Here is a 23,981-nt window from a genome sequence, read left to right on the forward strand (position 1 = left end):
CGCGGGCCTTCGGCCCTTTGCAGGCGGCTTTGCCGCCTGCCCAAGCCTATAAAGAGGAGGCCACCCTCGCAAAGCCCGATTGTGCAACAATTTTCTGTCCTTCCTCCGATTGGCAAAAGGCCATAAAGTCTACCCAAAATGGATCTTTAAGGGCCAAGGCATCTAGGTATAAGTAGAGCGGCCGTCTAAAAAGATATTGCAGATCTTGCAAATTGGCCTTTCGTCCCGCTACCGCTACGGTCGAAACGCTTAGGCCCGCAGGCAAATCATAGGGCGCAAAGGCCAAGCCGTTGGGGTCATTGGCCAGGTCCTGCAATAGGTAGTCAAAGTTTTCTTGCTGCTTATGGGCAGCCCCTAGCGCTCCCAATATCCGCTGCACAAAATGAAAGGAACCCGATTGCTCATTGCGCAAATACAGCCGTATTGGACCAGAAAACCGCAGGTCTATTTCTGCCCAGTCTCGAATCTCTCCCCGAAATATTTTGTCTAACTGCAGTTTACTCAATTCCTTGATCTCTGCCTTTTCTTTATGTACCAACACCCTAAGGGCATCATAGGCCAAAAGGAGCTGCTGCTCTTGCTTTAAGGCCGGAAGCTGAGCCAACAGACTGTCGTCAATTTCCTTAGAGGCCATAGCCATTTGCGCCTGACCTGTGGCTAGGGCCATAAAACCCGCCTGCGAGCCCTTGGGCAAAAGCTCTAAACGTACTTTTCTTCCAGCTTGCTCCCAACTGTAAAGATAACCCGCAGATAAATGCTCTTTTTCTAGCTTTTCTAGCTGCAGTTGGCCCAAATAGGCATCTAGTAAGGCTGGCATTAAAACCGCACCCAAGGTTTTTGAACCCGTAATTTTATATAACTTAGGCCCTAATTGCTGGGGACTATCGCCGCCCTGCTCAATTAGAGAACTCGCTCCCTGAGGCTGACAAGCCCAAAGGCTAAAAAGGACCAAAGCATAAAAAAAATGCTTAATTTGGAATACAGTCATGGAAAATAAGATTTTTCAGTCTTGGAATTTTATTTTTGGGGGGCAGTTTCCTGGGATTTGGGCCAAAAATAGCCGCTCTAGCGCTTTTTTCCCGCTTTCCTATATTGCCAAATTGTTAACAACTCTAGATATTCAGATGATCCAGCTACCTTTTGTCCAACAAGCCGAAAAGCATCGCAACCGCAAAGCCATTACCGACGAAAATGGCTCTTATACCTATCATTACCTTTTGCAAGCTTCGGCTTCTTTGGCGGCCCACTTACTCAATGGCCGAGCAGATCTAGCCGGAGCTAGAGTCGCTTTTATGATTAGCCCTAGCATTTATTTTGTGGCCTCTCAATGGGCCATCTGGCGAGCCGGTGGGGTGGCGGTCCCTATTCATTTATCTTACCCTCTACCCGCAGTCGAGTTTTTACTGGAGGATACTGGAGCCGAAATATTAGTGGTAGACCGCAGCCACAAAAAACAATTAGAGGGTTTAGAAGACCGACTCAATATTCAAGTCTTTACTATCGAAGAGTTACTCAATGACCTTAAGGAGTGTAATTTGCCCATCATCTCCCCAAAAAGAAACGCATTAATTATCTACACTAGCGGGACCAGCTCTCGGCCCAAAGGCGTATTGAGTACGCACGAAATTATTCAGGCCCAAATCGAAGCGCAGGTCCAAGCTTGGGAGTGGCAAAAAACAGATCATATTCTCAATATACTCCCTTTACATCATGTGCATGGGCTTATTAATGCCCTAGCTTGCCCCCTTTGGGTGGGCGCCTGCTGCACTTTCCAAGAAGAGTTTGAGGAACGTAGGGTCTTTTCTACCCTAGAGGCTGGCCGCGTGAATGTCTTTATGGCCGTCCCTACTATTTATTATAAGCTAATTAACACTTACAAAGAGCTACATAAGTACCAACAAAAACATATTAGCTCGGTCTTGGCCAAGTTTCGCCTGATGGTCTCTGGCTCGGCCGCGCTGCCAGTACAAGTCCTCAAAGAATGGCAAACGATTTCAGGCCACCGCCTACTCGAACGCTATGGCATGACCGAAATCGGCATGGCGCTCTCTAATCCCTATAAGCAACAAAGCCGCGTGCCCGGCCATGTGGGCCAACCCCTGCCCGGGGTAGAACTTCGCCTCTGGGATGAAGAACAAGGAAAAGCCCTTAGTGAAGAAAATGAAGCCGGAGAAATTCAAGTGAAAGGTCCAACGGTCTTTAAGGAGTACTGGAACCGCCCAGAATATACCGCCAATTCCTTTACCGAAGATGGCTGGTTCCAAACAGGTGATATTGCCATCCTAGAAGAAGGGAGCTACCGCATTATGGGCCGAAAATCTATCGATATTATTAAGTCTGGAGGATATAAAATTTCTGCCCTAGAATTAGAAGAAATTATGAGGGAACACCCTCTGGTAAAAGATTGTGCTGTAGTCGGTCTCGATAATATCGAATGGGGCGAAATTGTAGCCGCCGCAATCATCCCCAATACCCAAGATGCAGAAACTCTAGAACCCCTGCTCAACGAATGGCTGCGCCAAAAACTACCCGCCTATAAGCTGGTCCGCCGCTTCTTACTCCTCCAAGAACTTCCCCGAAATACTATGGGTAAGGTCAATAAACCTAGCCTGAAAAAGATGTTTGAAGATCCTAATAACCAACACTAAAATAGGAAGACTTTTGTTAGACCAACTGCTATCTGTACCAAAATAGTCGGCCACAAATTGTAAAAGCCGCAAAAAGCACTTATATTCATTGGTCCAAAAAAAGTACAATTACCCTAGTTGACTATATACGCTTATGAAACCGAAATTACAACCAGAAATCCTCGAAGGCCTAAAGTTTGCCGATTATCGCAAGCTTTTCTATAAAGAGCTCAAACGCATGAAAGCCGGCTTCCCCGAAGGAGAACAAACCGAATACCTCATGCTCAGCGAATTTGAATTTGCTGACCTAAAAGGGAAAAAGATCCCCTTTATCGTTGTCGGAACACTAGGCGGTAGCTGGGGCAAGTTCTATAAAACAGAAGCGAAAAAACGTCCCAATAAAGATTTTAGCAAAGGGAAAGTCTCTTTTGGTGCCACAGAAGGAGGATTGCAAAATTTCCACTTCGAACTCAATGACGGTAAACTGACCGCCAAACATATCAAAATTGCCGAAAAGGTCCTCTTCAAAAAGGTAAAGCTTAGCCCACAGTTAAGCGAAAATGTTGGAGCAGGAGAAGCCCTAGCCGCTGCCGGAGCTGGCGCCGCCGCCGCCAAAATGCAAAAGGCTAAAGAAGCCCTAGAGGGCCAAGGAAAAACCCTCAAAGAAGGCTTACTGAAACTCAAAGGCGAGTTCCTACAGGTGAAAAAAGAAGTGCTGCCCAAGTTTAAAGCTGGCAAAGCAGGCAATAAAGCCATCAAACAACTTAAAGCCGCTCAAGCCGCTTTCCAAACCTTCAAAAAGGATTATGAGGGCGCTCACAAAAAAGTACAAGCCGGCTTTAGCACGGCCTTCCAACAACTAGAAGGCCAGGCCAAAGAAATGGCCAAATTAGCCCTAGCCGTCAAAAAGAATAAAAAGTCTTTGGCCCAAGAATTAGCCGAAGCCTACTTTATGAAGAAGGAAAAACGAGCCGCTACCGAAAAAGAAGTGGCCATTATGCAACAAAGTCTCAAAAATGCTATCGCCTACCGCAAATTAGATAGCCAAGACGATCGCGCCCTACAACTTAAGGCCATCTACCTAACCGCCCAACATGTAGGCCCCTTCTTCACCGGAGAAAATACAGACCTCGTCTACCAAAAAATGCAAGCTTAATCGCATGAAGCGCTAGCCATATACAGAGGCTGCCGACAATCTGTCGGCAGCCTCTGTTTTTTTCTCTACCTCTACCCCAAAAAAACAATCTCTCTATACCACTGTTTCTCCCCTAAATGGGATTTCCCCAAAAAAGAGAAGTATCTTCCTCTAGTTTTTGTATCTTTTCCCCTAAATATTAAATTTTTTGTATATGAGCAGTGCAGATAAAAATCTATCCGATTACCGCCCCGAGGAAATCCCCTCGGCCCAAAATTTCAGCTTCGGTATTGTAACCGCTGCCTGGAACCAAGATATTACCAGCGCTCTTTATGAGGGCTGCAAAAATACACTCCTCGAGCATGGCTGCTCCGAAGAGCAAATTCACTCGGTTTGGGTGCCCGGCACTTTTGAGCTGCCCACTGCCGCCCGCCTACTCGCCCAAAGCAAAAAAGTAGATGCCGTCATCTGCCTCGGCTGCGTGATTAAAGGAGAAACCTCCCACAATGAGTACATTAACCAGTCGGTAGCTATGGCCCTACAACAACTCTCTATCGCCTCAGCCAAACCCTTCATCTTTGGGGTCCTTACCCCCAATAGTATGCAACAAGCCCTCGATAGAGCCGGCGGACAACATGGCAATAAGGGCGTAGAAGCCGCAGTGACCGCTATCCAAATGGCCGAACTGCGCAAGACGCTGAGCAGCCCCGAAAAGCAAATTGGATTTTCCTTTGGACTATAAACAAATATTCTCATGAGCTTAAAAATGACCGTCCGTGTAATCGATACGGGCTTTTTCAAATTAGATGGAGGGGCCATGTTTGGCGTGGTGCCCAAAACACTTTGGCAACGCCTAGAAGAACCCGATGAAGATAATCTCTGTACCTGGGCGATGCGATGCCTCTTGGTCCAAACCGAACATGGCCGAAATATCCTCATCGATACCGGCATCGGGACCAAACAATCCGAGAAGTTTTTCTCGCACTTTAAGTTGCATGGCCAAGCCTCTCTCTATAGCTCGCTCGCTATGCACGGCCTGACCCCCTACGATATTACCGATGTCCTCCTCACGCATTTGCATTTCGACCATGTCGGCGGTGCCGTGAAACATGATGTAGACGGCAATCCCGTCCTCAGCTTCCCTAATGCCACCTATTGGTGTAGCGATAAACAATGGGAGGAGGCCACTATGCCCAACCCCAGAGAACAGGCCTCTTTCTTACTCGATAACCTTTTGCCCCTAGAGTCTTCAGGACAACTTAAGTTTATCGAGGCGGGCCCCTACGACGCCCAAACCCGCTGGTTTAGCAATTTTAATCTCCTCTTCGCCTATGGCCATACCAACGGCATGATTCTGCCCTACCTGATGGTCGATGGCAAAAAGGTGGTCTATTGCGCCGACCTCATTCCCTCGCCCAGCCATATCCGAATTCCCTATGTCATGGCTTACGATATGCGCCCAGAACAAACCCTCATCGAAAAGGCTTACTTCCTAGAACGTGCCCTGGCCGAAGAATGGATCCTGGTCTTCGAACACGCTAAGTCCGTAGAAGCCGCTACCGTCAAAAGAGATGAACGCGGCCGCATCGTGATCGATAAAGTAGATACCCTCGATGCCTTCCTGGGCCAAGATGATATTTTTGCCTAGCCTTTTTGGAGCGCTACTCCTTATAGTCGTCGAACTAAAGTTCTTGCTGTCGTAGCTCAATGCTATTTTGGGGCCTCCGCTGCGGCTTCGCCTTGCGGCGCTACGTTTCGCAGCTCGCTATTCGCTCGGCCCTTCGGCGCAAAGCGCCTCGGTCTGGCCTGCGGCCACTGCTGCACATCGCTAGGCCAATAAGGCGGCTGAGGGGCATCTAGCCCCTCAGCCGCCTTCCTAATGAATACTATATTTAAATTAACCTAATGAAAGAGCAAATCTTAGAGCGCTTTCTGCGCTATGTGAAAATCGATTCTATGTCAGAGTTTGGCGTAGACAAAATTCCCAGTACCGAAAAACAATGGGATATGGCCAAAGTCCTAGAGGCCGAACTAAAAGCAATGGGAATGCAAGAGGTCGAATTAGACGAACATTGCTACCTCATGGCTACTCTCCCTAGCAATAGCAAAAAAGATATTCCCACAATCGGCTTTGTAGCCCATATTGATAGCTCTCCCGACTTTATCTCGGATGATGTCCGACCCAAAGTATGGCCCAATTATCAAGGCCAAAGCCTTGCCCTAGACGAAGAAGCAGGCATTTTCCTCTCTCCCGAAGAGTTTCCCGAAATGCTTAAGTATAAGGGCCAAACCCTAATTACTACTAGCGGAAATACGCTCCTCTCTGCCGATGATAAGGCTGGTGTAACCGAAATTATGTCGGCTATGGATTATCTCATCCAACATCCCGAAATCGAACACGGTAAAATCCGTATCTGCTTTACCCCAGATGAAGAGGTGGGCCGAGGCGCAGACCTTTTTGATGTGGAGAAGTTTGCCGCCGATTGGGCCTATACTATGGACGGCTCTGAAGTAGGCGAACTGGAATACGAAAACTTTAATGCCGCCTACGCTAAGGTAACCGTCCAAGGCAAAAGCGTACACCCCGGCTATGCCAAAGGCAAAATGGTCAACTCTCACTACCTAGCCGCCCAGTTTATGCTGAGCCTCCCCCTAGAGGAAACACCAGAACATACCGAAGGCTATGAGGGCTTTTATCACCTCAATAGTATGCAGGCTTCTGTAGACCAAGCCGAAATGCTCTATATTATTAGAGATCATGACCGCCAAAAGTTTGAGGACCGCAAGCAGTTCTTCGAGCAGAAGGTAGCCGACTTTAATCAAGAGCATAACCATTGCCTGAGCCTCGAAATGAAGGACCAGTATTATAATATGCGCGAGAAAATTGAACCCCTTATGCATATTGTAGATTTGGCCGAGGCCGCTATGAAGGACCTCAATATTACCCCCCTAATTAAACCCATCCGCGGAGGTACCGATGGCTCTCGCCTTTCTTATATGGGCCTGCCTTGCCCCAATATTTTTGCCGGCGGAATGAATTTCCACGGCCGCTATGAGTATGTTGCCCTAGAATCTATGGAGCTCGCTACTCAACTTATCGTTCGCATCGCAGAACGCCTAGCCGAAAAGGCCTAAGCCTTTCTCGCTATCCCCAAAAAGGGCTGTCGGCATCGCCGACAGCCCTTTTTGTTTGGCCCTAGATCTAAGATGATTGCAGAATAGGGCGTAAAAGTTTTGATGAGGTGTTTGATCTCTGTCAAATAGGGCGTAAAGGTATTGATGGGGTATTTGATCTCTGTCAAATAGGGCGTAAAGGTATTGATGGGGTATTTGATCTCTGTCAAATAGGGCAAAAAGGTATTGATGAGGTGTTTGATCTCTGTCAAATAGGGCGTAAAGGTATTGATGGGGTATTTGATCTCTGTCAAATAGGGCGTAAAGGTATTGATGGGGTATTTGATCTCTGTCAAATAGGGCAAAAAGGTTTTGATGGGGTGTTCTGCATCTGCAGAATAGGGCAAAAAGGTTTTGATGGGGTGTTCTGCATCTGCAGAATAGGGCAAAAAGGTTTTGATGGGGTGTTTTGCATCTGCAGAATAGGGCAAAAAGGTTTTGATGGGGTGTTTTGCATCTGCAGAATAGGGCAAAAAGGTTTTGATGGGGTGTTCTGCATCTGCAGAATAGGGCATAAAAGTATTGATGGGGTGTTTGATCTCTGTCAAATAGGACAAAAAGGTTTTGATGGGGTGTTTGATCTCTGTCAAATAGGACAAAAAGGTTTTGATGAGTTCGGTGTTAATCTAGAGCTAAGGGTAGAGTAGCCCCTTCTAGAGAGAGGGCTTTTTGTGTTTCGGTCAATGATTATTTTAGGGAATAGAGTTAGTGCTTGTCTATTAGGCAAATCCCCTCGAATGAGGGGATGACGATTTTTTTAGATAGCCTAGGGCCTTGGCCCTAGGGTTCTTATGAAAATTATGGGGAATAAAAAACAAAAGCCCAACCGCCAAAGAAAAAAGCAAAAAGAAAAACGACAGATGAGCGGCCTAGCGATGTGCAAGGGTGGCCGTAGGCCAGACCGAGCCAGCGAAGCTGGCGAAGGGCCGAGCAGACCTGCGAGCCCTGAAACGTAGCGCCCGCCGCAGGCGGGAGGCCCCAAAAAAATCCCCTTCTGCAGCAACTACAGAAGGGGAAAAAGGAAACTACCCTAAGTACTAGTCTTGTAGGATAATTTTTTGGCCCAACTGCTCAGTAGGCAATTGGATTTGGAGGTAGTAAGCCCCGGCGGCCAACTCACTAAAGTCGAGTTGGATATTTTGCTCGATGAGCTCGCCATAGTTTTGCTGCCAAACCATTTGGCCCAAGCTATTGTATAGGGCTAGGCGGACATCCTGAGCGGCTTCTAGGCTAAGCTCTAGCTGTAGTTGCCCTTTGCTGGGATTGGGGTAGAGCTGTAGGTTGCGCAAGAGGCTAACTTCCTGGACCGAAGAGGCCAAAGATGCGCAGAAATTATGCGTAGCACTAGTACCGAAACTGGCAGTAGGCATATCTACCACTGTATCATTTGCAGGAGAAATAATATGATAATCGCCATCTTCTGCACAGTTATAGAGCGTACCTTCCATGCCATCGCCATAGCTATCAAAGATGGTAAAGTCGTAGCAATCATTTTCTTGTAGACAGAGTTGTTCACTGTAGAGCGTAGGGCTGTTGCCCGTATAGTTATCTTTGCTGTAGAGCAAAACGCCATTGGCATCGCGTACTTCCCAAGAAGTTTCAGAGGCATAGCAATCTGTTTTGAGATCTAGCTGAAAGGTAACGGGCTGCGTAATGGCGTAGAAGTTGGCGCTGATCACATCATTGACGCTATTAGAATCTACTTGGCCATTGGGGACTGTTACGGTAGCGCTAAAGGTTTGTGGACCAGCTGCGCTAATGTTAAGGCTAGAAAGACTAACCGTTTCGCTGCTATTGCTAGCTAGGTTGCCGCTCCAACTATATGCCTGGTTGCTCCCGCCATTAATGTTGTAGAGAATGGTAGCAGAAGTAAGTGTACTACTCCCGCCATTATAGATCTCGATGCTGGGGTTAATGCTGCTTGCGCCACAGATAACGCCCGCGATGGCAGGGTCGGTATTTAGGCCGGCATCATTGGCTACAGGGCCAGTAGCACCGGGGCCAAAGCCCGTTAGGGTTTGCACATTACTATTGTTGGGGTCCAACCAATCTTTGAGGCGGCTACTGCTAGCGCCGGCGCCATCCCAAGAGATATCAAAGCGGCCATAATAATCGGCAGAACCATTATTGACAAGACCAGAACAGGCGGCACTACCACCATAAAGTTGGCCAATAATCAGTCCGTTGAGGTTGAATAGGGGAGAGCCAGAAGAGCCCGGTTCGGTTGTTCCTTCATCCCAGTTGGCCACCTGCCAAGTATCGGCACCACTAAAGGTTGCTGTGCTTAGGCTTTGGTTTTCCTTAGAAATTTTCTTTACATCTCCGCTGGGGTGGTGCACGCAGATAGCGCCATTTGCAGCCGTGCTGCTGCGGTCCCAACCGGCCAAATAATAGGGGGCGGCGGGTAGTGTGCTCAATTCGACTAGGGCAAAATCGGTCCCTGCATCGCTCGCTCTAAGGGTAGCGCCATTCACCTCATTGTAAGGGGCGCCGGGGTCGGTACTGTTCTGCGCTTGAGCACAAACGGCATTGGGGCTTTCCCAATTGAAGCGGAACACCCAAGTAGCGGGACTCCCATTCATACAGTGGTTGGCGGTCAAGAAATAAGGCGTACCATCCTGAGCCGTGTTATTGATGAGGGCCCCAGTACAGAAACCAGAACCGCCAGACATCATGATGCCCACCGAGTTGATCTGGTTGCGCCAGTTGTTGCCCAAGGGGCAGTTTACATCGATATTACAATCGCCTGAACTATTAAGCGCCTTAACCAATTCTTCTGCATAGGGACGAACATCGCGGTAGCCATGCACTAGGGTACCAATATGCAGTTTTCCCTCTCCAGCTACAGCCGCTGGCTCAAAATATTCAATCACAATAGACTCTCCTTGGAGCAGGCTAGTCCCTAGCATACGGTCCGGATGGTTGTTTTTGGCCGTATAGGCGCCCAAGCGAGCTTTGCGATCTAGGCTATAGAGCTGCACATGAGCTCCTTCAGGCAGCAAATAATCGTCAAAGATGAGGTTCATGCTCAACGCCCCCTCAGATCGGAAAGCAATGCGCCAAATGCGGTCGCCATTGGGCAAGTTGGTCCAAACACCCCCTTGATCTAGGCCATAATTTACGGCAAACTCATAACCAAAGCGCCAGGGACCAATTTTATCGGCCTCATTGATGGCGTCAATTCTTTGTTGCTCTTCCAGATCAAAAGCAGGCATATTATATACAGGCGCAGCCTGCAAAGCCGTTATCTTTTGGTTCCAGCTCTTTGGCATGCCCAAATCCGTGGTTTGCGCAAATAGGCCGTAGGCCGAAAATAGCAGCAGGAAGGTGAATAAAAATTGTTTTAACATAAGTAAGTAGTTGTATGTAGAAAAATAATAACTTCTAAGCTTTTAGGGCATTATCTTAATGCCAAGATACGCATTTTTGCTGGCCTTCCCTCGGAGCCTATTATTTAACCCTTTTAGTGACATCATTTTTATGTATAGAAAATCTCCACCAATCTATTTTTTTAGTTTAGGGGCCTCAGCTGCGCTGCGCTTGCTGCGCTACGCTACGGGGCTCGCAGGTCTGCTCGGCCCTTCACAAAAAAGCGCTGCGCGCTTTTTGCTCGGTCTGCCGCTTCGCGGCACCCGCTCCGCATCGCTAGGCCAGCTGGCTCTAGCTCTCTTCTTATGCCTTGGCCTATCGGCTCCGCTCTCGGCCCAAAAAGGCCCTGCAGTGGATAGCCTGGCCCAAGCTCTATACTTTAGTGGCGACTGTAAGGAGGCAGAGCAAGAGTATCTCCGCCTGCTAGAAACTATCAAGCTAGAAGAGCAGCCCGCAGTTTATCAAAACATTATCATCAGCTTAGCCGGCGTATACGCCTGCCTATTTGAGTACCAAAAAGCCAAGCAGCTCTATTTTGAGGCCCGCAGTTTGGTGGCTAGCCAAGCCAATGGAACAGCCTCCGCTCCCTATTTAACCATTTTAGATGGCCTAGCTGGAGTGCACCACCAAATGGGCGACCTCCTTTCGGCAGAGCTTTATTATAAGGAGTACCTCGAGCGAGAACTCCGAAGAGGTGAACCCAAGAGTTTTAATCGTTCTATTGGACTCAATAATATTTCTTTGGTTTATTATGATCAGGAAAAATGGGATCAGGCGATTAAAAATTACCAAGAGGCTATTGATATCATGAAGTTTCACAAAGATCCTTATCATAGTTTGCCCTTGTATTATCTCAATTTAGGACGGGCCTATCATGGAAAAAAGGATCTGGAGAACACCCGCAAATATTTCCTTTTGGCCCTAGAAAGTGACAGCTTGGCCTATGAGAAGTCTAATCCTTATTCTTTCTACTTTTCTATTCTTTACAACTTATCTTATCTGGAGTTGGAGTTGGGCCAAAGAGATAAGGCCCTAGGCTATGTTCGCCGCTGCTTAAAAGAAAATTGCCAGCTGCCCAACCTAAGCGAAAAACTAGATGAAAACTGGAAAGCCGCCATCTTGAATGCCGATTATATTTCTGAGGTCCCGGTTTGGGATGCCCTTTGGGCCTATTATGATGTTTTGGCGGGCCAAGATCCTCAAGGGCAATTACTTATTGCGCAAACGGCCATGGCCATGCAAAACCGCTACTTATTGCGCTTTGAGGATGAAAATGATCTTTATACAGCTCTAGACTACAAGGGCGAGTGGGCCGATTTGGGCCTAAGGGCGGCGGCTGCGGCCTATGCCGAGAAGAAGTCGGCCCAACCTTTTCAGCAAGGGCTATATTTTGCCGAAGAAGGCTTGGCGGCCCTTTTGCGCAGCAAGCTGCGCAAAAATGAGCAGCTCAGTCTGCTACAACTCCCTGCAGATTGGGCCAAAAAAGAAGAAGACTTGCGGCAGGCACAAAAAGCGGCCAAACTGGCCCTATTGGAGGCCGATAGAGCGGAGGAAGCCGCTGCGCAAAAAGCGTATAATCAGGCGCAGATCGCCTACAGCCAATTTCAGGATGAACTGAGAGAACAATTTCCCGACTACCATCAGCTCAATTATAGCGAGGCCAGCATTTCGGTAGAGGCCATACAAAATGTATTGGGACCAAAAAGAAGCATGTTCATCTTTTTGCAGTCAGATTCGGCAGCATATCGGATGGAGTTGAGCCAGCAGCGCCTTTCTTTGGTCCGCTTGCCAATCATGCAAGATAGTTTGGACCAACAGATAATGTCTTTGCGCAAAATGCTAAGCAATTATAGTAGCTTGAAGCAGCAAGACATTGCCGATTTTAAGGAGCAGGCTCATGCGCTTTATCAGTTTTTGTTTCCCAAAGAGATGCCGGCTCAGGGGCAGGAGTTAATCTTTATCAATGAGGGGAGTTTTGCCTTATTGCCCTTTGAGGTGCTTTTAATGGACCAAAAAGGGGAGGACTTTGAGCAGCTATCTTATTTGCTCCGCAATTACCCTATTAGTTATAGCTATTCGGCAGAGTTGTGGGTACAGGCCGAGCAGGCCTATCGCTCTTCTGCCCAAAAGCTATTTTGGTCTATGGCGGCCAACTATGAGGGCAGTAGTTTTTCTTCCCTACCTTCTGCGGATTTGGAGGCTGAAAAGCTGGCCCAACTGATGGGCGGCGACTATAGTGCGGGGGCCAAAGAAAGTGAATTTAAGCAGGGCGCCAAAAACTATCGGATTTTGCATTTGGCCATGCATGGTTTGCTCAATGACAATAACCCCATGTTGTCGGCCATGGCTTTTAGCGCCAACTCGGAAGAAGATGGTTTATTGCAGGCCCATGAAATTGCGGAACTAGATTTAGGGGCCGAGTTAGTGGTGCTTTCTGCTTGTCAGACAGGCGAGGGAAAATTGCAAACTGGCGAGGGGAGTTTATCTTTGGCTCGGGCATTTCGTTATGCGGGCACCCCTTCCTTGCTGATGAGTTTGTGGCAGGTGAATGATCAGAGCACGGCTTATATTATGGAGGCCTACTATAAGAACTTGCAGTCGGGCATGACAAAAGCCATGGCTTTGCAGCAGGCCAAAATAACCTATTTAGACAACAGCAAGGGCTGGTCTGCTCATCCCGCTTTTTGGGCGGCTTTTGTGCAATTGGGCCAAACGCAGCCTTTACAGGCGGGTAGCAACTGGGTGTTGTGGCTATGGACCTTAGCGGTACCTGCTAGCTTATTACTGGCCTACTACTTTTTGTTTTACAAAAGAGGAAACCGAGAAGAGGCGGCTTAATTGGGCCTGTTTATTTTGTAAAGGGAGAAGAGCAAAATGCTCTTCTCCCTTTTTGTTTTTGGCGGGGGAGCATTCTGCGGCAGGGCCAAAGAGGAGCGAAGCGACGACCGGCTGAGGGATGGGCAGCAGTGGCCGTAGGCCAGACCAAAGCGCGAAGCGCTGCAGGGCCGAGCGAGCAGCGAGCTGCGATACAGCCCGACCCGCCCGCAGGGCGGGGCAGCCCCAAAAAAGGCAAATAATGGTTAAGTCTTTAAGGGGGATAAAGTTATTGTTAAATGAAAAGATAGCGAAAAGGCTAAAGGCGCTAAATGCTTGTAAATACTGAGATTAGCGGCTGTTGTGGGGGCTTGAAGCTAAGCTTAATAGCTGCCTAAAAGTATTAACTGACAAAGCGGGGATTTTTTTGCTTCAAAATTGAAAAAGCTAAAAAAAAAGCCTAATTTAGAAGCCGATTGGAACCGAACTTTTCATGCACTATAATATCTGCCGAATACTATGGCTGAAGAAACTCAAGAATCCTTAGCGGAAAACATGGGGCCTGTAAACCTTAATTACGGACCTTTTGAATTAAAATCTGCTTCTGGAGATCCGACTCAGAACATGAGCGCATCTTTGCGTTTATTTGAAAATAACAATGAAATTCCTCCGGGCATCATTCAGGTGATGAAAGAGGGGGATAATTATAGAGCGAGCTTTGATGGCGCTTATCCTTTGCAGGCGAACTTAGGTGGTTTGCAAACGGAGGGCTTGACGCTCAACCATGTAGCGGTGGGCAGTGGCGGACTGGAGAGTCTGCAAGTACAACTTGCTCGCTTGGCGATGGGCCAACAATTTGAAATTACGAATGCGCAGCTTAGCTTATCGGGTAGCAATGGCAACTGGCAGGTGACTGCTGGCGGAGCTTCTGGTGAACTGATGGGGCATGCCTTTACGGCGGCTGGCGTACAGCTCAACTTAGATAGTAATGGGAGCTTTGTGGATGCAAGCTTTGATAGTGTAAGTGGCGAGGGCATGGAGCTTTCTGGAGGGCGTTTGACGCCTGAAGGTTTGCAGATTGCTAGTGCTGGCTTGCAGTTGCCTGAGGTTTTGGGCCAAAGCATGACGGCTGACTTTACCGATTTGAATATTACGAGCACTGGAGCGACTGGAGCTGGCGTTTTGCGTCAGGATTCTACTCTGGCGCTTTTGGGCGGGAAACTTCAGGTTTCTGGCTTGGTGGGTGCGGTCAACCTTTCTGCTGATAGCTGGATGGTGGATGTGGCGGCTAATGCTGATTTTCAGGATGGCGCACATCAGGTAACGGGCTTATTGGCTCGTTATACGGCCAATGGAGAAAGCACAAATTTGGCGGTAGAAGGAGGAAGTTGGAGCTCTACTGTGGGGCCTTTTACTTTTTCTGGAACTGGCCTTAGTTATGATACTACTTCTGATCAGTTGAATATTGCTACGGCCGAATTATTGGCTGACTTGGAGCAGTTTCAGATGCAAGGCACAGGAAATGGCCTTCGTTTGGGCCCTAATGGCTTTGAGTTTGACAGTATTCAGATGAATACTTTGGCGCCTGTAGATTTGCTGCCGGGCCTTTCTGTAGCTAGCCTATCTGGCGAACTACGCAAGGAAGGCGAGGGCTTTGCTTTTGATGCAGAGGGCCAACAAATTGCAATGAATTATGGCGCAGCTACAGGAACTGTAGGCGCTTTACAATATTACTATAATAGTACGGGAAGCTCTATTGAAGCGCAAAGCATTGCTTTGGAGCATCCTGCCTTGGGTATTTCTGTAGGAAGCTTGAGCCATGTTGCTGGACAAACGACTCTAGGCGAGTCTCAAATTACGGTCCGCAATATTGGCAATGCTGGCGATATTGTGGCTAGTAGTGAAGGCATGGAGTTTACAGAAGCAGGCCTGCGCGTGACTAACTTTAGTGCTAGTTTGCCAGAGTTTGGCGGAGTAGCCGCTACAGCTACTGCTGCGGGAATCACTCTTGGCGATAGCTTGGCCGTAGAAGGCGGAACCCTAGATTTGGCTGGCGAAATTAGCCTTTTGGGTGGAGCCTTGACGGTTACTAACCCTAGCTCTACTTTTGACTATGCCGAAACGGGCTGGCAAACGGAAACTCAGGGTACTATTGGCTTGAATGTTCCTAATACAACGGCTTCTGGAGAGCTTAAGGTCTCTGCTGGGGCTGAAGGAACAGAAATGGAGTTGCTCAATGGCCAAATTGATGCAGAAATTGCAGGCGTTGGCCTTAGTGGTACTGGCGTGAGCTATTCTTCTGAAACCGATGAGCTGAATGTCGATCAGGTACAGATTACCGCCTCAGAATTGCTAGAAGGTGGAGATTTGCAGGCTACAGCTACGGGCATTAAGTTTAATCAATCTGGTTTTGACTTTCAAACGATTGATGTTAGCTCTAGCGGAGCTATGGAGTTGTTGCCTGGCTTTACGGTGAGCGCTATTGATGGCCTACTGAGTAAAAATGGCGAAAGCTTCGACTTGGCCCTTGGGGCCGATGCTACAGTGGCTTTGGGCACGATCAATGGCTCTGCCGAAGTAGATTATACCTATGAAAATGGACAGTCTACAATTGAGTTGCCTAGCCTTCAACTTTCTGCTGGCTTGTTTAGCTTTGAAACGGCTAATCTGGCTTATGAAAATGGCCAATTGAGCATTGATACCGTAGATTTGAATCTGGAAAACCTAGGCTCAATTGCTGGTAGCCTGACGGCCTCGGCTTCTGGAATAGTATATAGCAGCGCAGGCTTGTCTATTGATAGCATGAGCGCAGACTTTCCCGATTTGGCCGGTACTGGCGTTTCTGTCTTGGTAGAAAACTTTAATGTGGCTGCTGGCGGCGCTGTATCGGGTAGCGGAACAGTAAATCTAGCTAGTGATATTGTTTTGGCTGGCGGTTCGGCTACGCTTAGCGATATTGAGTCTAGCGTAGATTTTTCAGGCAGTACTTGGGGCGTTTCTATTGGCGCAGGCTTGGCTTTCCAAGTGGCTGGTGTAGAGGCTTCTGGACAGGTAGATGTCAATTATGCTTCTAATGCAGGCCTAGGGATTAAAATCAGAAATAGCCGATTTGATGCTGGTTTTGCTGGCTTTGAGGCTAGCTCTAAGGAAATGAGTTATGAGGCTACTTCAAGTAGGTTTGTCGTTGATTCTCCTGCCTTTAGCTTCCCTAATTTTGCCGATGGACTAGAAACGGAAGCCGAGTCGATCTCTATGGAGGATGGCGATTTGAAGATGGAAGATGTTAAGGTCACTTTGGGCTATGAGTGGAATATCCGCGAAGGAATTGTGGCCTCTCTAGATGAGGGCGCACTCAATAAAGATGGCGGCAGTACAACCCTTACTGCAGTGGCTTCTCTCAATATTGATTTGCCCAAATATAGCACAACCGGAAGTGCCGCGGCTTCTTTGGAGGTCTCTCTCTCTGACGGAAATGTGGAGGCTGCTCTAGATAGCCTTTCTCTAGATAATGCGATTGTGAACCTAACGGTAGGGGCCGATTCTAAACTGACAGAAAACGGTTTCTATTTTAGTGAGGTCACTTTGGGCATTAGTGAGGATGCCGATTATGATACCCTCAAGGAGATGTTCCCTGCCTTTGGTGGCTTGGGCGCTATGGCAATCAATGCGCTTAAAGGCTCTAATGTAGTGGCTACAGGCGTTAATGTGAGCCGAGCAAATGGCTTTGAGGCCCAAGATATTTCTTTGGACTTTGCCAAGATCCCTTTCCAAGCTATGGGCATGGAGGGAGAACTAGATATCAATAATCTTTCGGCCAAATTGGGCGGCTCTAAGGAGTTCAAATTAGAAGATTTTGGTATTCCGACTAGCGTGGGCATTTCGGTGCCTATTGTGGCTGGAATTAACGCTACTGGCGAAATTGGCATTGATGCCGGCATTAAGCTAGGCGCCAATATTCAGGCCCAGGGCAATAAGGATAGCGATGTTTGGGAACTCATGGGCGGCATTGATGCCGATGGCGCTCTTTCTGTCTATATTCAGGCCGGGGTAGAGGTAGATGCTTGGGTGGCTGGCGCTGGCGCCGCTATTCGCGCAGCCTTTAATACCGATCTCGATATTAGCGCAGGTATTGGTATGGCTATTACTTATAATCCCGATACCAAGTCTGTAGAGATGGTGCATGAGGGAATCACTTTTGATTACCGCGCCTTGGCCGAAATTTACACTAGCTTGAGCCTAGTGCTACATGGCCATATTTTGGGCTGGGAAACTGAAGAAGTCATTGAGTTGGCCCGCTGGGATATTGGTATCTTAGATGCCAAAGGAGATACCGAAGGAAACTCTTTGGGCGAGTTGCTAGGTAACTTTAGCAATTCTGCCAAATTGATGACAGAAGACGATGAGTATAATTTAATTTAGTTTATTTTCTTTTCTTCAAAATATTTAAGGTCCAGAACTACGGTTTTGGGCCTTTTTTATTTTTTGGGGCTGCCCCTTCGGCCTGCGGCCTTCGGGTCGGGCCATTGCGCAGCTCGCTCTCTGCTCGGCCCTGCAGCGGCTGCGCCGCTTTGGTCTGCCGCCTTCGGCGGCCCTGCTACAGCCCCTCAGCCTGCGGCGGCTTCGCCGCCTGCAAGACGCAGAAAATAGGTATAGGCCCAAAAGATGTAAATCAATGCGGGTTTAAACCCGCATGCTATAAAAAGATTGCACAGCAATACCGCCCTTGCTGTAGGTTTCAACCTACAGCAAACGGCCTAGCGATGTGCAGCAGTGGCCGCAGGCCAGACCGAGGCCGTTAGGCCGAAGGGCCGAGCAGACCTGCGAGCTGCGACAACCAGCCCCTATAGGGGCGCCAGTTCGACGACTGTAAGGAGTAACGCCCCCCCAAAAAAAAAAGGCTCCTTCATCAAAGGAACCTTTTAGGGCGTTAATAATGCTGCCTAATTTCATGCACAATAAAATCTAATGCGCCCGTATCGTAGAGTAAGCGGCGGCACATCTGAAAAAATAGCAGCTCCTCCCAAAGCCGATAATTTTCCTCATCCACCAAAGGGTTGCCCGTAGAATGAAAGCGGGCATTTTGAGGCTGAGGCTCAATCTCGATAGCAAAACGGGCCTGAATCTGGCTGCTATCGGCTATTTGTAGGCCCAAAATGCGCTTTCGGCCCTCATGTCGGCTATAAATCTGCATAGGCAAGCTCATGATGGCCTCATTGAAAAAGGTATGTGAGGAAAATAAACTGAATTTTCGGTTTTCTGGAAGCTGAATATGGGCCGCCAAAAAATCAATAATCCATTCATCAATGCTTTTTTCGCCCCGGGCCACATAATAGAAATAGGCCCGCTCCCAATCGGAAGAGGCAGAGGATTGAATCAGGCTATCGTAAGAGGAGCGAGTAGACATATTATAGGGCTTGAGTACTTTGATTAAAGGGCCGTTAGGCCTTGAGGGCTGATGCTAAAGCTTTGTTTAAAGGTTTCATCGGCGGGCTGCCCTTGCATGCTCGGAATATTGCTATCCCATTTGAGCTGAATGCTATTGGGGCTACTGATGTTCAGCTCCAGATTCACATAGTTTTCAAAAATAAGTGGAAGATTGCCCAGGGCGGCATTCCAAACACAACTTCCATCTTTGGCAATGAGGGCAAGCGTAAGCATCTGTTCAGGCGACACAATTTGCTGATCGTCCATAATTTCGGGGCAGGCCGCTTCTTGGACCTCCGCAGCAGTATAGAGCAGCAGGCTTTGTCCGTCTGCCTGCGGAATTTTGCCCCAAACTACAGCCGCATCCTGCTTGAGGATATCGCCTTTTGCCCCCAATAAGCTTTTTAGGTTGGGGACCGCCAGACCAAAGTTTTTCTTTTCTGCATAATTGTTCAAGAGAGAGGCAACGGCCAAGCCTTTGTGGTAATCGGTCTTTAGCGGAAGCTGAAGTTGGGCCAAGTTGGCTAGCAAATCAGACAATTGCGTATATTTTTCATGGCTTTTGCCAGCTAGTTGAACCTTTGCGCCTTGGCCATCTTCTCCGCTTAATTGATCGCCACTAAGGCTAAGCGTCATTTTTTGGGCTTCATCGCCACTTTTTAGGCGCATATCGCTAGCCGAGCCTTCTCCCGAAAGAGAGAAGACTTTACCTTGCTGGCCATAATGCAGCTTATAGCGATAGCTGCCATCCTTGTTTTTTTCTAGCCGAGCCAGATAGGCCCAAATTGGCTGTCCGTTTAGGCTGCCTTCAAACCATTGTCCAGAACGATGCAGGTCTTTCCAATACTCAGTTTGTGTTTTGTTTTGCTCTTTTGTGGGATTTTGCTCTGCTGTTTTTTCTGTAGAAGATGTACAAGCAAAGAGGCTAAAGGTCAAAGCGACCAAAAGCAATAGGGAAGTCTTTTTCATGGGATAAATATTAGGATTGAGTTAATCTAGGCCTTCTAGGCCCTTGCTATTTACATCAAAAACTTGTTCAAATTCTTCGTCGATCATGCGGGCGCCTCTTTCGCCACGCATGTAGGTGGTCCATTTTACTCCAATGCGATTAACTTTTTTGATAGAGAAGCTAAAGTCCATATAATAGGGATCATCGCCAGCATTACCAATATTGCTATTCCAAAGACAGCGGCCTGTTTTATCAAAGAGCGCTGCAGCCAGCATATTTTTGGGGTCTTCTAGATAGGTCCCTGCAATAGATCGGCAGAACTCGGGCATAACTCCAGTGGCCGTATAAAGTAAGAGGGTTTCGCCATTGGGCTGAACAATTTTGCCCCAAACTACAGCCGATTCCTCCTCTAGGAGTTCTGTTTTATCGCCGAGTAGGCTTTTAAAGTTGGGGACCCATAGCCCAAAGTTTTTATTGACATAATGGGGCTTAATATGCTCCTCAATGTCTAGGCCTTCATAGTAGTTTTTATCTATAATAGGGAGCCGAAGGGCGGCCAAATTGGCAATGAGGTCTTTGGCTTGGCTATATTTTTCATGGCCAACCGCCTTGAGCTGCATCGGAAAGCGTTTTCCTTCTACATTCGCCCATTCGCCAGTAAGTTGATCGCCATCTAGCTTTAGCTGCATGCGTTCGCCATCGACCAGTTCGCCAGCTTCAAATTTTTGAAGATCTACTTCTATATGGCTAGGTCCGCCTTTTCCTGTTAGGTAGATGCTAGCCCCTTGGCTAGAGTTGTAGCCATAATGAATGCCATAGGAGTGATCTCCATCGCTGTAGCTATCTACTCGGCTAAGGTATAGCCAGATCGGAATATCTTTTAGGGTGCCTTCAAACCATTGTCCGCGGTGGTTCAGCTCTTTCCAGTATTCTTTGGGCGCTTCTTGCAGGGCCTCGGCTTGTAGGCTGCTTTCTTTTTCGGGAGTAGAAGAGGCGGCACTTTCTGCCTGACCGTCTTCGGCTGTTTTGGGGGCAGAAGATTGACAAGAAAATAGGCTTAGGGCCAAAGCGGCCAAAAGCAGTTTAGCATGCTTTTTCATAGGGAGGTTTACGTTTAATGAGGATTATTGTCCTAAAATAAGCTTTCTTCCCTATAGGCCAAAAAAAAAGAGCTGTCTTCTAAAGACAGCTCTTTTGAACTTTGTTGCAGAGACAGGACTCGAACCTGCGACCTTCGGGTTATGAGCCCGACGAGCTACCACTGCTCCACTCTGCGATACAAATATAAGGCGAGTATTTGGGTTTTCCAAATGCGAATAAAAAAACAGGCTAAAGTAATTTTACTTTAGCCTGTTAGCTTGCTTTAAATCAATGGATTAGCCATCAATTATTTTTTTACAATTTTATCAAGAACTTCTTTATTGATCTTGATTTCATATTCCTTACGCAAGCTAAGGATGAGGTCCTTTTCTAGCTGATCTTGGAAGTCGGCCACTACATAACCGCGGGCTTCGTCTAGACTTTTGTTGCTAGCGGGAATCACTTCCTCAATTTTGATAAAGTAGTAAGAGCCATCTTTGGTATAGCCTTTATTCATTTTGCGGGCTTTCCACTTGATTGCATCCACTTCTGCATTGCGTCCTTTTTCATAGGTGGCTTCGGTGGTTTGGACCAAGGCCTTATCGGCATTAAAGAGCTCCATGACTTCTTTGGCCGTTTTCTTTTTGGCCTTTTTGCGCAATTTCTTGATCTCTTTTTTGTCTACAGAACGAAGAGTATAAAAGGTCACCTTGGCTCTTTCATTCCACTGATAGTCCTCCTTATGGCTTTCGTAAAAGGCTTTGAGGCCTTCCTCATCATTAGAGGCTTTATCCCAGATGAGCTGCTTTTTTACTTCAAAAAGCAAGATGCCCTCTTCATATTCGCGAAGCAAGGCCTTAAATTCTGGATATTTCTCTTCCAAACGAGTTTCTTCATAAGCCAAGCTTTTTTGGGCCACTAGTTTGTCCAATACTCGCTCTAGTGCATCTTCATGGCGGCGGGGACGCATGGCAAAGCGCTCGTTGGGCGAGCGTTGCGCCATCTGAATCAATTCTTTTACGGTTGCATTGAGGTTGCCTAAAGTAAAGACCACTTTCTCATTTTTGAGCAGCTCGGGCTTGGGGGTCCAACGGCCCTGAATAAAGGCTTGGTCCTGGCGCAAAGCCGCAATAACTTCCGCATAGACCTTTTCGTCTAGTTGGTAACCCGCTTCTTCCTTGATTTTATTCACTAGGGAAGTTTCTACCAACTTAAAACGAGGATCTCTCTTGACCTTAGTCGTCAATTCGGCTTTCATCTGTGGGTAGCTGCTCTTATCCATAGATTTTACCCGACGCAAGATGTGCCAACCCGATTCAGATTTTACGGGCTCTCCATAAACGCCATCTTTGGGCAAACCAAAAGCCGCATTCTCAAAAGCCGCATCAAATTGATTGATGCCTACCCAGCCAATAATGCCCGCTCTTGTTTTTGAGCTGTTATCCTGAGAATACTTCGCCGCTAGCTCGGCAAAGGTCGCTTGACCCGCCTTGAGGACCCCATGCAAAGAGTCAATTTTTGCCTTGGCTTTTTCTTCTCCACCTTCCTTTTTGGGGCGGATGAGAATATGGGCCAACTGAATTTGGCCATAAGCTGGACGAACTTCTGTTACTTTGAGCAAATGCAAACCGTATTTGCTCCGAACAATCTCCGATACAGCGCCCTTTTTAGTCGAATACAAGGCATTTTCTAAGGCATAAGGCAGTTGCAAAACCGTAAAAAAGCCCAAATCTCCCTTTTTACCCTTGCTGTAGCTGTCCTCAGAATACTTGCTCACCATGGCCTCAAAGTTCTCTGCAGTTACTTCTTGCTGCACTTTTTTCATCCGAGCATAAGCCTCTTTAACAGCCGTTTCTTCCGCATTTTCACCCAGTTTGATGAAAATCTGAGAAAAACGACGGTCTTCTTGCGCCCGATCAAAGGCTTCTTTGACCAGCTTTTCCGTAATCTCCCGATCCGTCAAATAACTGCTCGATAACTGCCGCTTGTACTGATTCTGCTCCCGCAAAACCTCCGGCTTTTTATCCAAGCCCATTTCTTGGCCCTTAACCACCTGCAACTTGAAGTTGATGTAAAGGTCTAGGTATTCTTCCAATGATTTTTTGCTGTAATCCGCCTTATCACCATTGGTTTTGTCATAGATATAGGTAAACTCAGAAAGACGAACTTCTACGCCTTTTACCGTAAATAAAATAGGATCATCCTCCGAGGAGCGTACCCCAGAATTGGGTTGATGCGCCCAAACTTGCCCCGCCAAAAAAAATAGACAGAAGGCCATTATGCTATGCATCTTCATCATAGGTCTTGAAATATATAATAGTTATGAACAAATTGAAACTCTTCTAGCTTCAGCCCCACAAAGTTAAAGGAGTTCTAGCAAAAAAAGAATTTTCAGAAAATAGAACTATGTCTAGCTGTTGGTTTTGGGGCTGCCCCTTCCGCCGGGTTGAAACCCAGCGCAAAGCGGTATCGCTTTGCGAAGCTATACAAAATGAGGGTTGAAACCCTCATGATATCGGGCGGGTCGGGCTGTTTCGCAGCTCGCTGTTCGCTCGGCCCTTCGCCGCTTTCAGCGGCTCGGTCTGGCCTGTGGCCACTGCTGTCCATCCCTCAGCCGAGGCGCTGCGCGCCTTAGCAGGCGGCAAGCCGCCTGCCTGGACCAATTAGCGCAGACAATTCTTATAAAGCGGAATCACATTCTGAAAGCCCATATATAAAGCATCTACGGTCAAAGCATGCCCAATAGATACCTCTAGCAAATTAGGGATGTTTTGCTTAAAATAGGCCAAATTGACCAGGTTGAGGTCGTGCCCAGCATTGAGCTCAATGCCTACAGCCGCCGCCGCTTCTGCCGCCTTGATATAAGGGGCAATGGCCGCCGCCCGATCTGCCTTGTATTCATGGGCATAAGGCCCTGTATACAATTCTACCCGATCGGCCCCTAGCTTTTTGGCCCCCTCAATCATTTTGGGGTCGGGATCTACAAAAATAGAAACTCTGGCCCCTAAGCTTTTTAGCTCTTCGGTCACCTCCTGCAAAAATGAGGCAAAAGCTAAAGTATCCCAACCCGAATCAGAAGTTAAGGCCTGAGCCGCATCGGGAACCAAAGTGACCTGATCAGAAGGATACTTCCGCAAAAGGTCCATAAATTCAGGAGTGGGATTGCCCTCAATATTAAACTCTGTGGCAATTTTTCCCCGCAACTCTGGAATATCATCATAGCGAATATGACGCTGGTCCGGACGAGGATGTACCGTGATTCCCTCCGCCCCAAATTTTTCGCAATCTAGGGCCACTTGCAATAAGTTAGGAAAATTAGCGCCCCGCGCATTGCGAATTAGCGCCACCTTGTTCAAATTTACGCTTAAGCGACAAGTTGACATATTTTTTCTTTTTGGTCAATTAGATG

At 47.6% G+C, this 23,981-nt stretch carries 15 protein-coding genes and 1 tRNA gene; 7 read left to right on the top strand and 9 right to left on the bottom strand.

The features are described 5' to 3' along the window. Positions 1-46: 46 nt before the first annotated feature. Positions 47-988 (bottom strand): substrate-binding domain-containing protein, encoded by a 942-nt coding sequence (locus SGRA_RS12835; RefSeq protein ID WP_015693153.1) that lies wholly within the window; start codon positions 986-988, stop codon positions 47-49. On the opposite strand from SGRA_RS12835, the gene SGRA_RS12840 reads away from it, so the two are divergent. The 5 genes from SGRA_RS12840 to pepT all read left to right on the top strand — a co-directional run bounded on the left by SGRA_RS12840 (position 987) and on the right by pepT (position 6,897). After that, positions 987-2,648, top strand: a complete 1,662-nt coding sequence (locus SGRA_RS12840) for an acyl-CoA synthetase (RefSeq protein ID WP_015693154.1) — start codon at positions 987-989, stop codon at positions 2,646-2,648. The two genes, SGRA_RS12835 and SGRA_RS12840, sit on opposite strands and share 2 nt — an antisense overlap. A 133-nt stretch (positions 2,649-2,781) precedes the next feature. Beyond that, positions 2,782-3,783 carry a hypothetical protein gene (locus SGRA_RS12845; RefSeq protein WP_015693155.1) on the top strand — a complete coding sequence of 334 codons (1,002 nt, stop codon included), beginning with the start codon at positions 2,782-2,784 and terminating at the stop codon, positions 3,781-3,783. A gap of 193 nt (positions 3,784-3,976) precedes the next feature. Then, on the top strand, positions 3,977-4,504 hold the full coding sequence (gene ribH, locus SGRA_RS12850; RefSeq protein ID WP_015693156.1) for a 6,7-dimethyl-8-ribityllumazine synthase: 528 nt from the start codon (positions 3,977-3,979) through the stop codon (positions 4,502-4,504). Between the two features lie 12 nt (positions 4,505-4,516). Further along, complete coding sequence (locus tag SGRA_RS12855; RefSeq protein WP_015693157.1) at positions 4,517-5,410, top strand: MBL fold metallo-hydrolase; 894 nt, start codon at positions 4,517-4,519, stop codon at positions 5,408-5,410. A 257-nt stretch (positions 5,411-5,667) separates the two neighbouring features. Then, complete coding sequence (gene pepT / locus SGRA_RS12860; RefSeq protein WP_015693158.1) at positions 5,668-6,897, top strand: peptidase T; 1,230 nt, start codon at positions 5,668-5,670, stop codon at positions 6,895-6,897. On the opposite strand, the gene SGRA_RS12865 is transcribed toward pepT, so the two are convergent. Beyond that, a complete protein-coding gene (locus SGRA_RS12865; RefSeq protein WP_245538555.1) occupies positions 6,894-7,535 on the bottom strand; it encodes a hypothetical protein in 642 nt (213 codons plus the stop codon). The two genes, pepT and SGRA_RS12865, sit on opposite strands and share 4 nt — an antisense overlap. 438 nt (positions 7,536-7,973) lie before the next feature. Beyond that, the gene (locus SGRA_RS12870; RefSeq protein WP_015693161.1) at positions 7,974-10,286 is read right to left on the bottom strand and encodes a T9SS type A sorting domain-containing protein; all 2,313 of its coding nucleotides are present in this window, start codon (positions 10,284-10,286) and stop codon (positions 7,974-7,976) included. Between the two features lie 370 nt (positions 10,287-10,656). Here SGRA_RS12870 and SGRA_RS12875 point away from each other — a divergent pair, with 370 nt between their 5' ends. Together SGRA_RS12875 and SGRA_RS12885 are read left to right on the top strand one after the other, a co-directional pair. Continuing rightward, positions 10,657-13,143: a CHAT domain-containing protein gene (locus tag SGRA_RS12875; protein WP_245538556.1), complete on the top strand. Its 2,487-nt coding sequence runs from the start codon at positions 10,657-10,659 to the stop codon at positions 13,141-13,143. Positions 13,144-13,638: 495 nt separating this feature from the next. After that, positions 13,639-17,538, top strand: a complete 3,900-nt coding sequence (locus SGRA_RS12885; protein ID WP_015693164.1) for a hypothetical protein — start codon at positions 13,639-13,641, stop codon at positions 17,536-17,538. A 508-nt stretch (positions 17,539-18,046) separates the two neighbouring features. Here the strand turns inward: SGRA_RS12885 and SGRA_RS12890 are convergent. The 6 genes from SGRA_RS12890 to SGRA_RS12915 all read right to left on the bottom strand — a co-directional run bounded on the left by SGRA_RS12890 (position 18,047) and on the right by SGRA_RS12915 (position 23,955). Continuing rightward, positions 18,047-18,523, bottom strand: coding sequence for a hypothetical protein (locus tag SGRA_RS12890; RefSeq protein ID WP_015693165.1), 477 nt, complete (start codon positions 18,521-18,523; stop codon positions 18,047-18,049). A 23-nt stretch (positions 18,524-18,546) separates the two neighbouring features. Then, positions 18,547-19,512: a hypothetical protein gene (locus SGRA_RS12895; protein ID WP_015693166.1), complete on the bottom strand. Its 966-nt coding sequence runs from the start codon at positions 19,510-19,512 to the stop codon at positions 18,547-18,549. A 21-nt stretch (positions 19,513-19,533) separates the two neighbouring features. Continuing rightward, positions 19,534-20,592: a hypothetical protein gene (locus SGRA_RS12900; RefSeq protein WP_015693167.1), complete on the bottom strand. Its 1,059-nt coding sequence runs from the start codon at positions 20,590-20,592 to the stop codon at positions 19,534-19,536. Between the two features lie 104 nt (positions 20,593-20,696). After that, positions 20,697-20,768 (bottom strand) — tRNA-Met (locus SGRA_RS12905). A 111-nt stretch (positions 20,769-20,879) separates the two neighbouring features. After that, positions 20,880-22,871 carry a peptidylprolyl isomerase gene (locus SGRA_RS12910; RefSeq protein ID WP_041329655.1) on the bottom strand — a complete coding sequence of 664 codons (1,992 nt, stop codon included), beginning with the start codon at positions 22,869-22,871 and terminating at the stop codon, positions 20,880-20,882. A 364-nt stretch (positions 22,872-23,235) separates the two neighbouring features. Continuing rightward, positions 23,236-23,955 (bottom strand): pyridoxine 5'-phosphate synthase, encoded by a 720-nt coding sequence (locus SGRA_RS12915; RefSeq protein WP_015693170.1) that lies wholly within the window; start codon positions 23,953-23,955, stop codon positions 23,236-23,238. Between the last annotated feature and the right edge of the window lie 26 nt (positions 23,956-23,981).

This window comes from Saprospira grandis str. Lewin, assembly GCF_000250635.1.
Lineage (GTDB): Bacteria > Bacteroidota > Bacteroidia > Chitinophagales > Saprospiraceae > Saprospira > Saprospira grandis.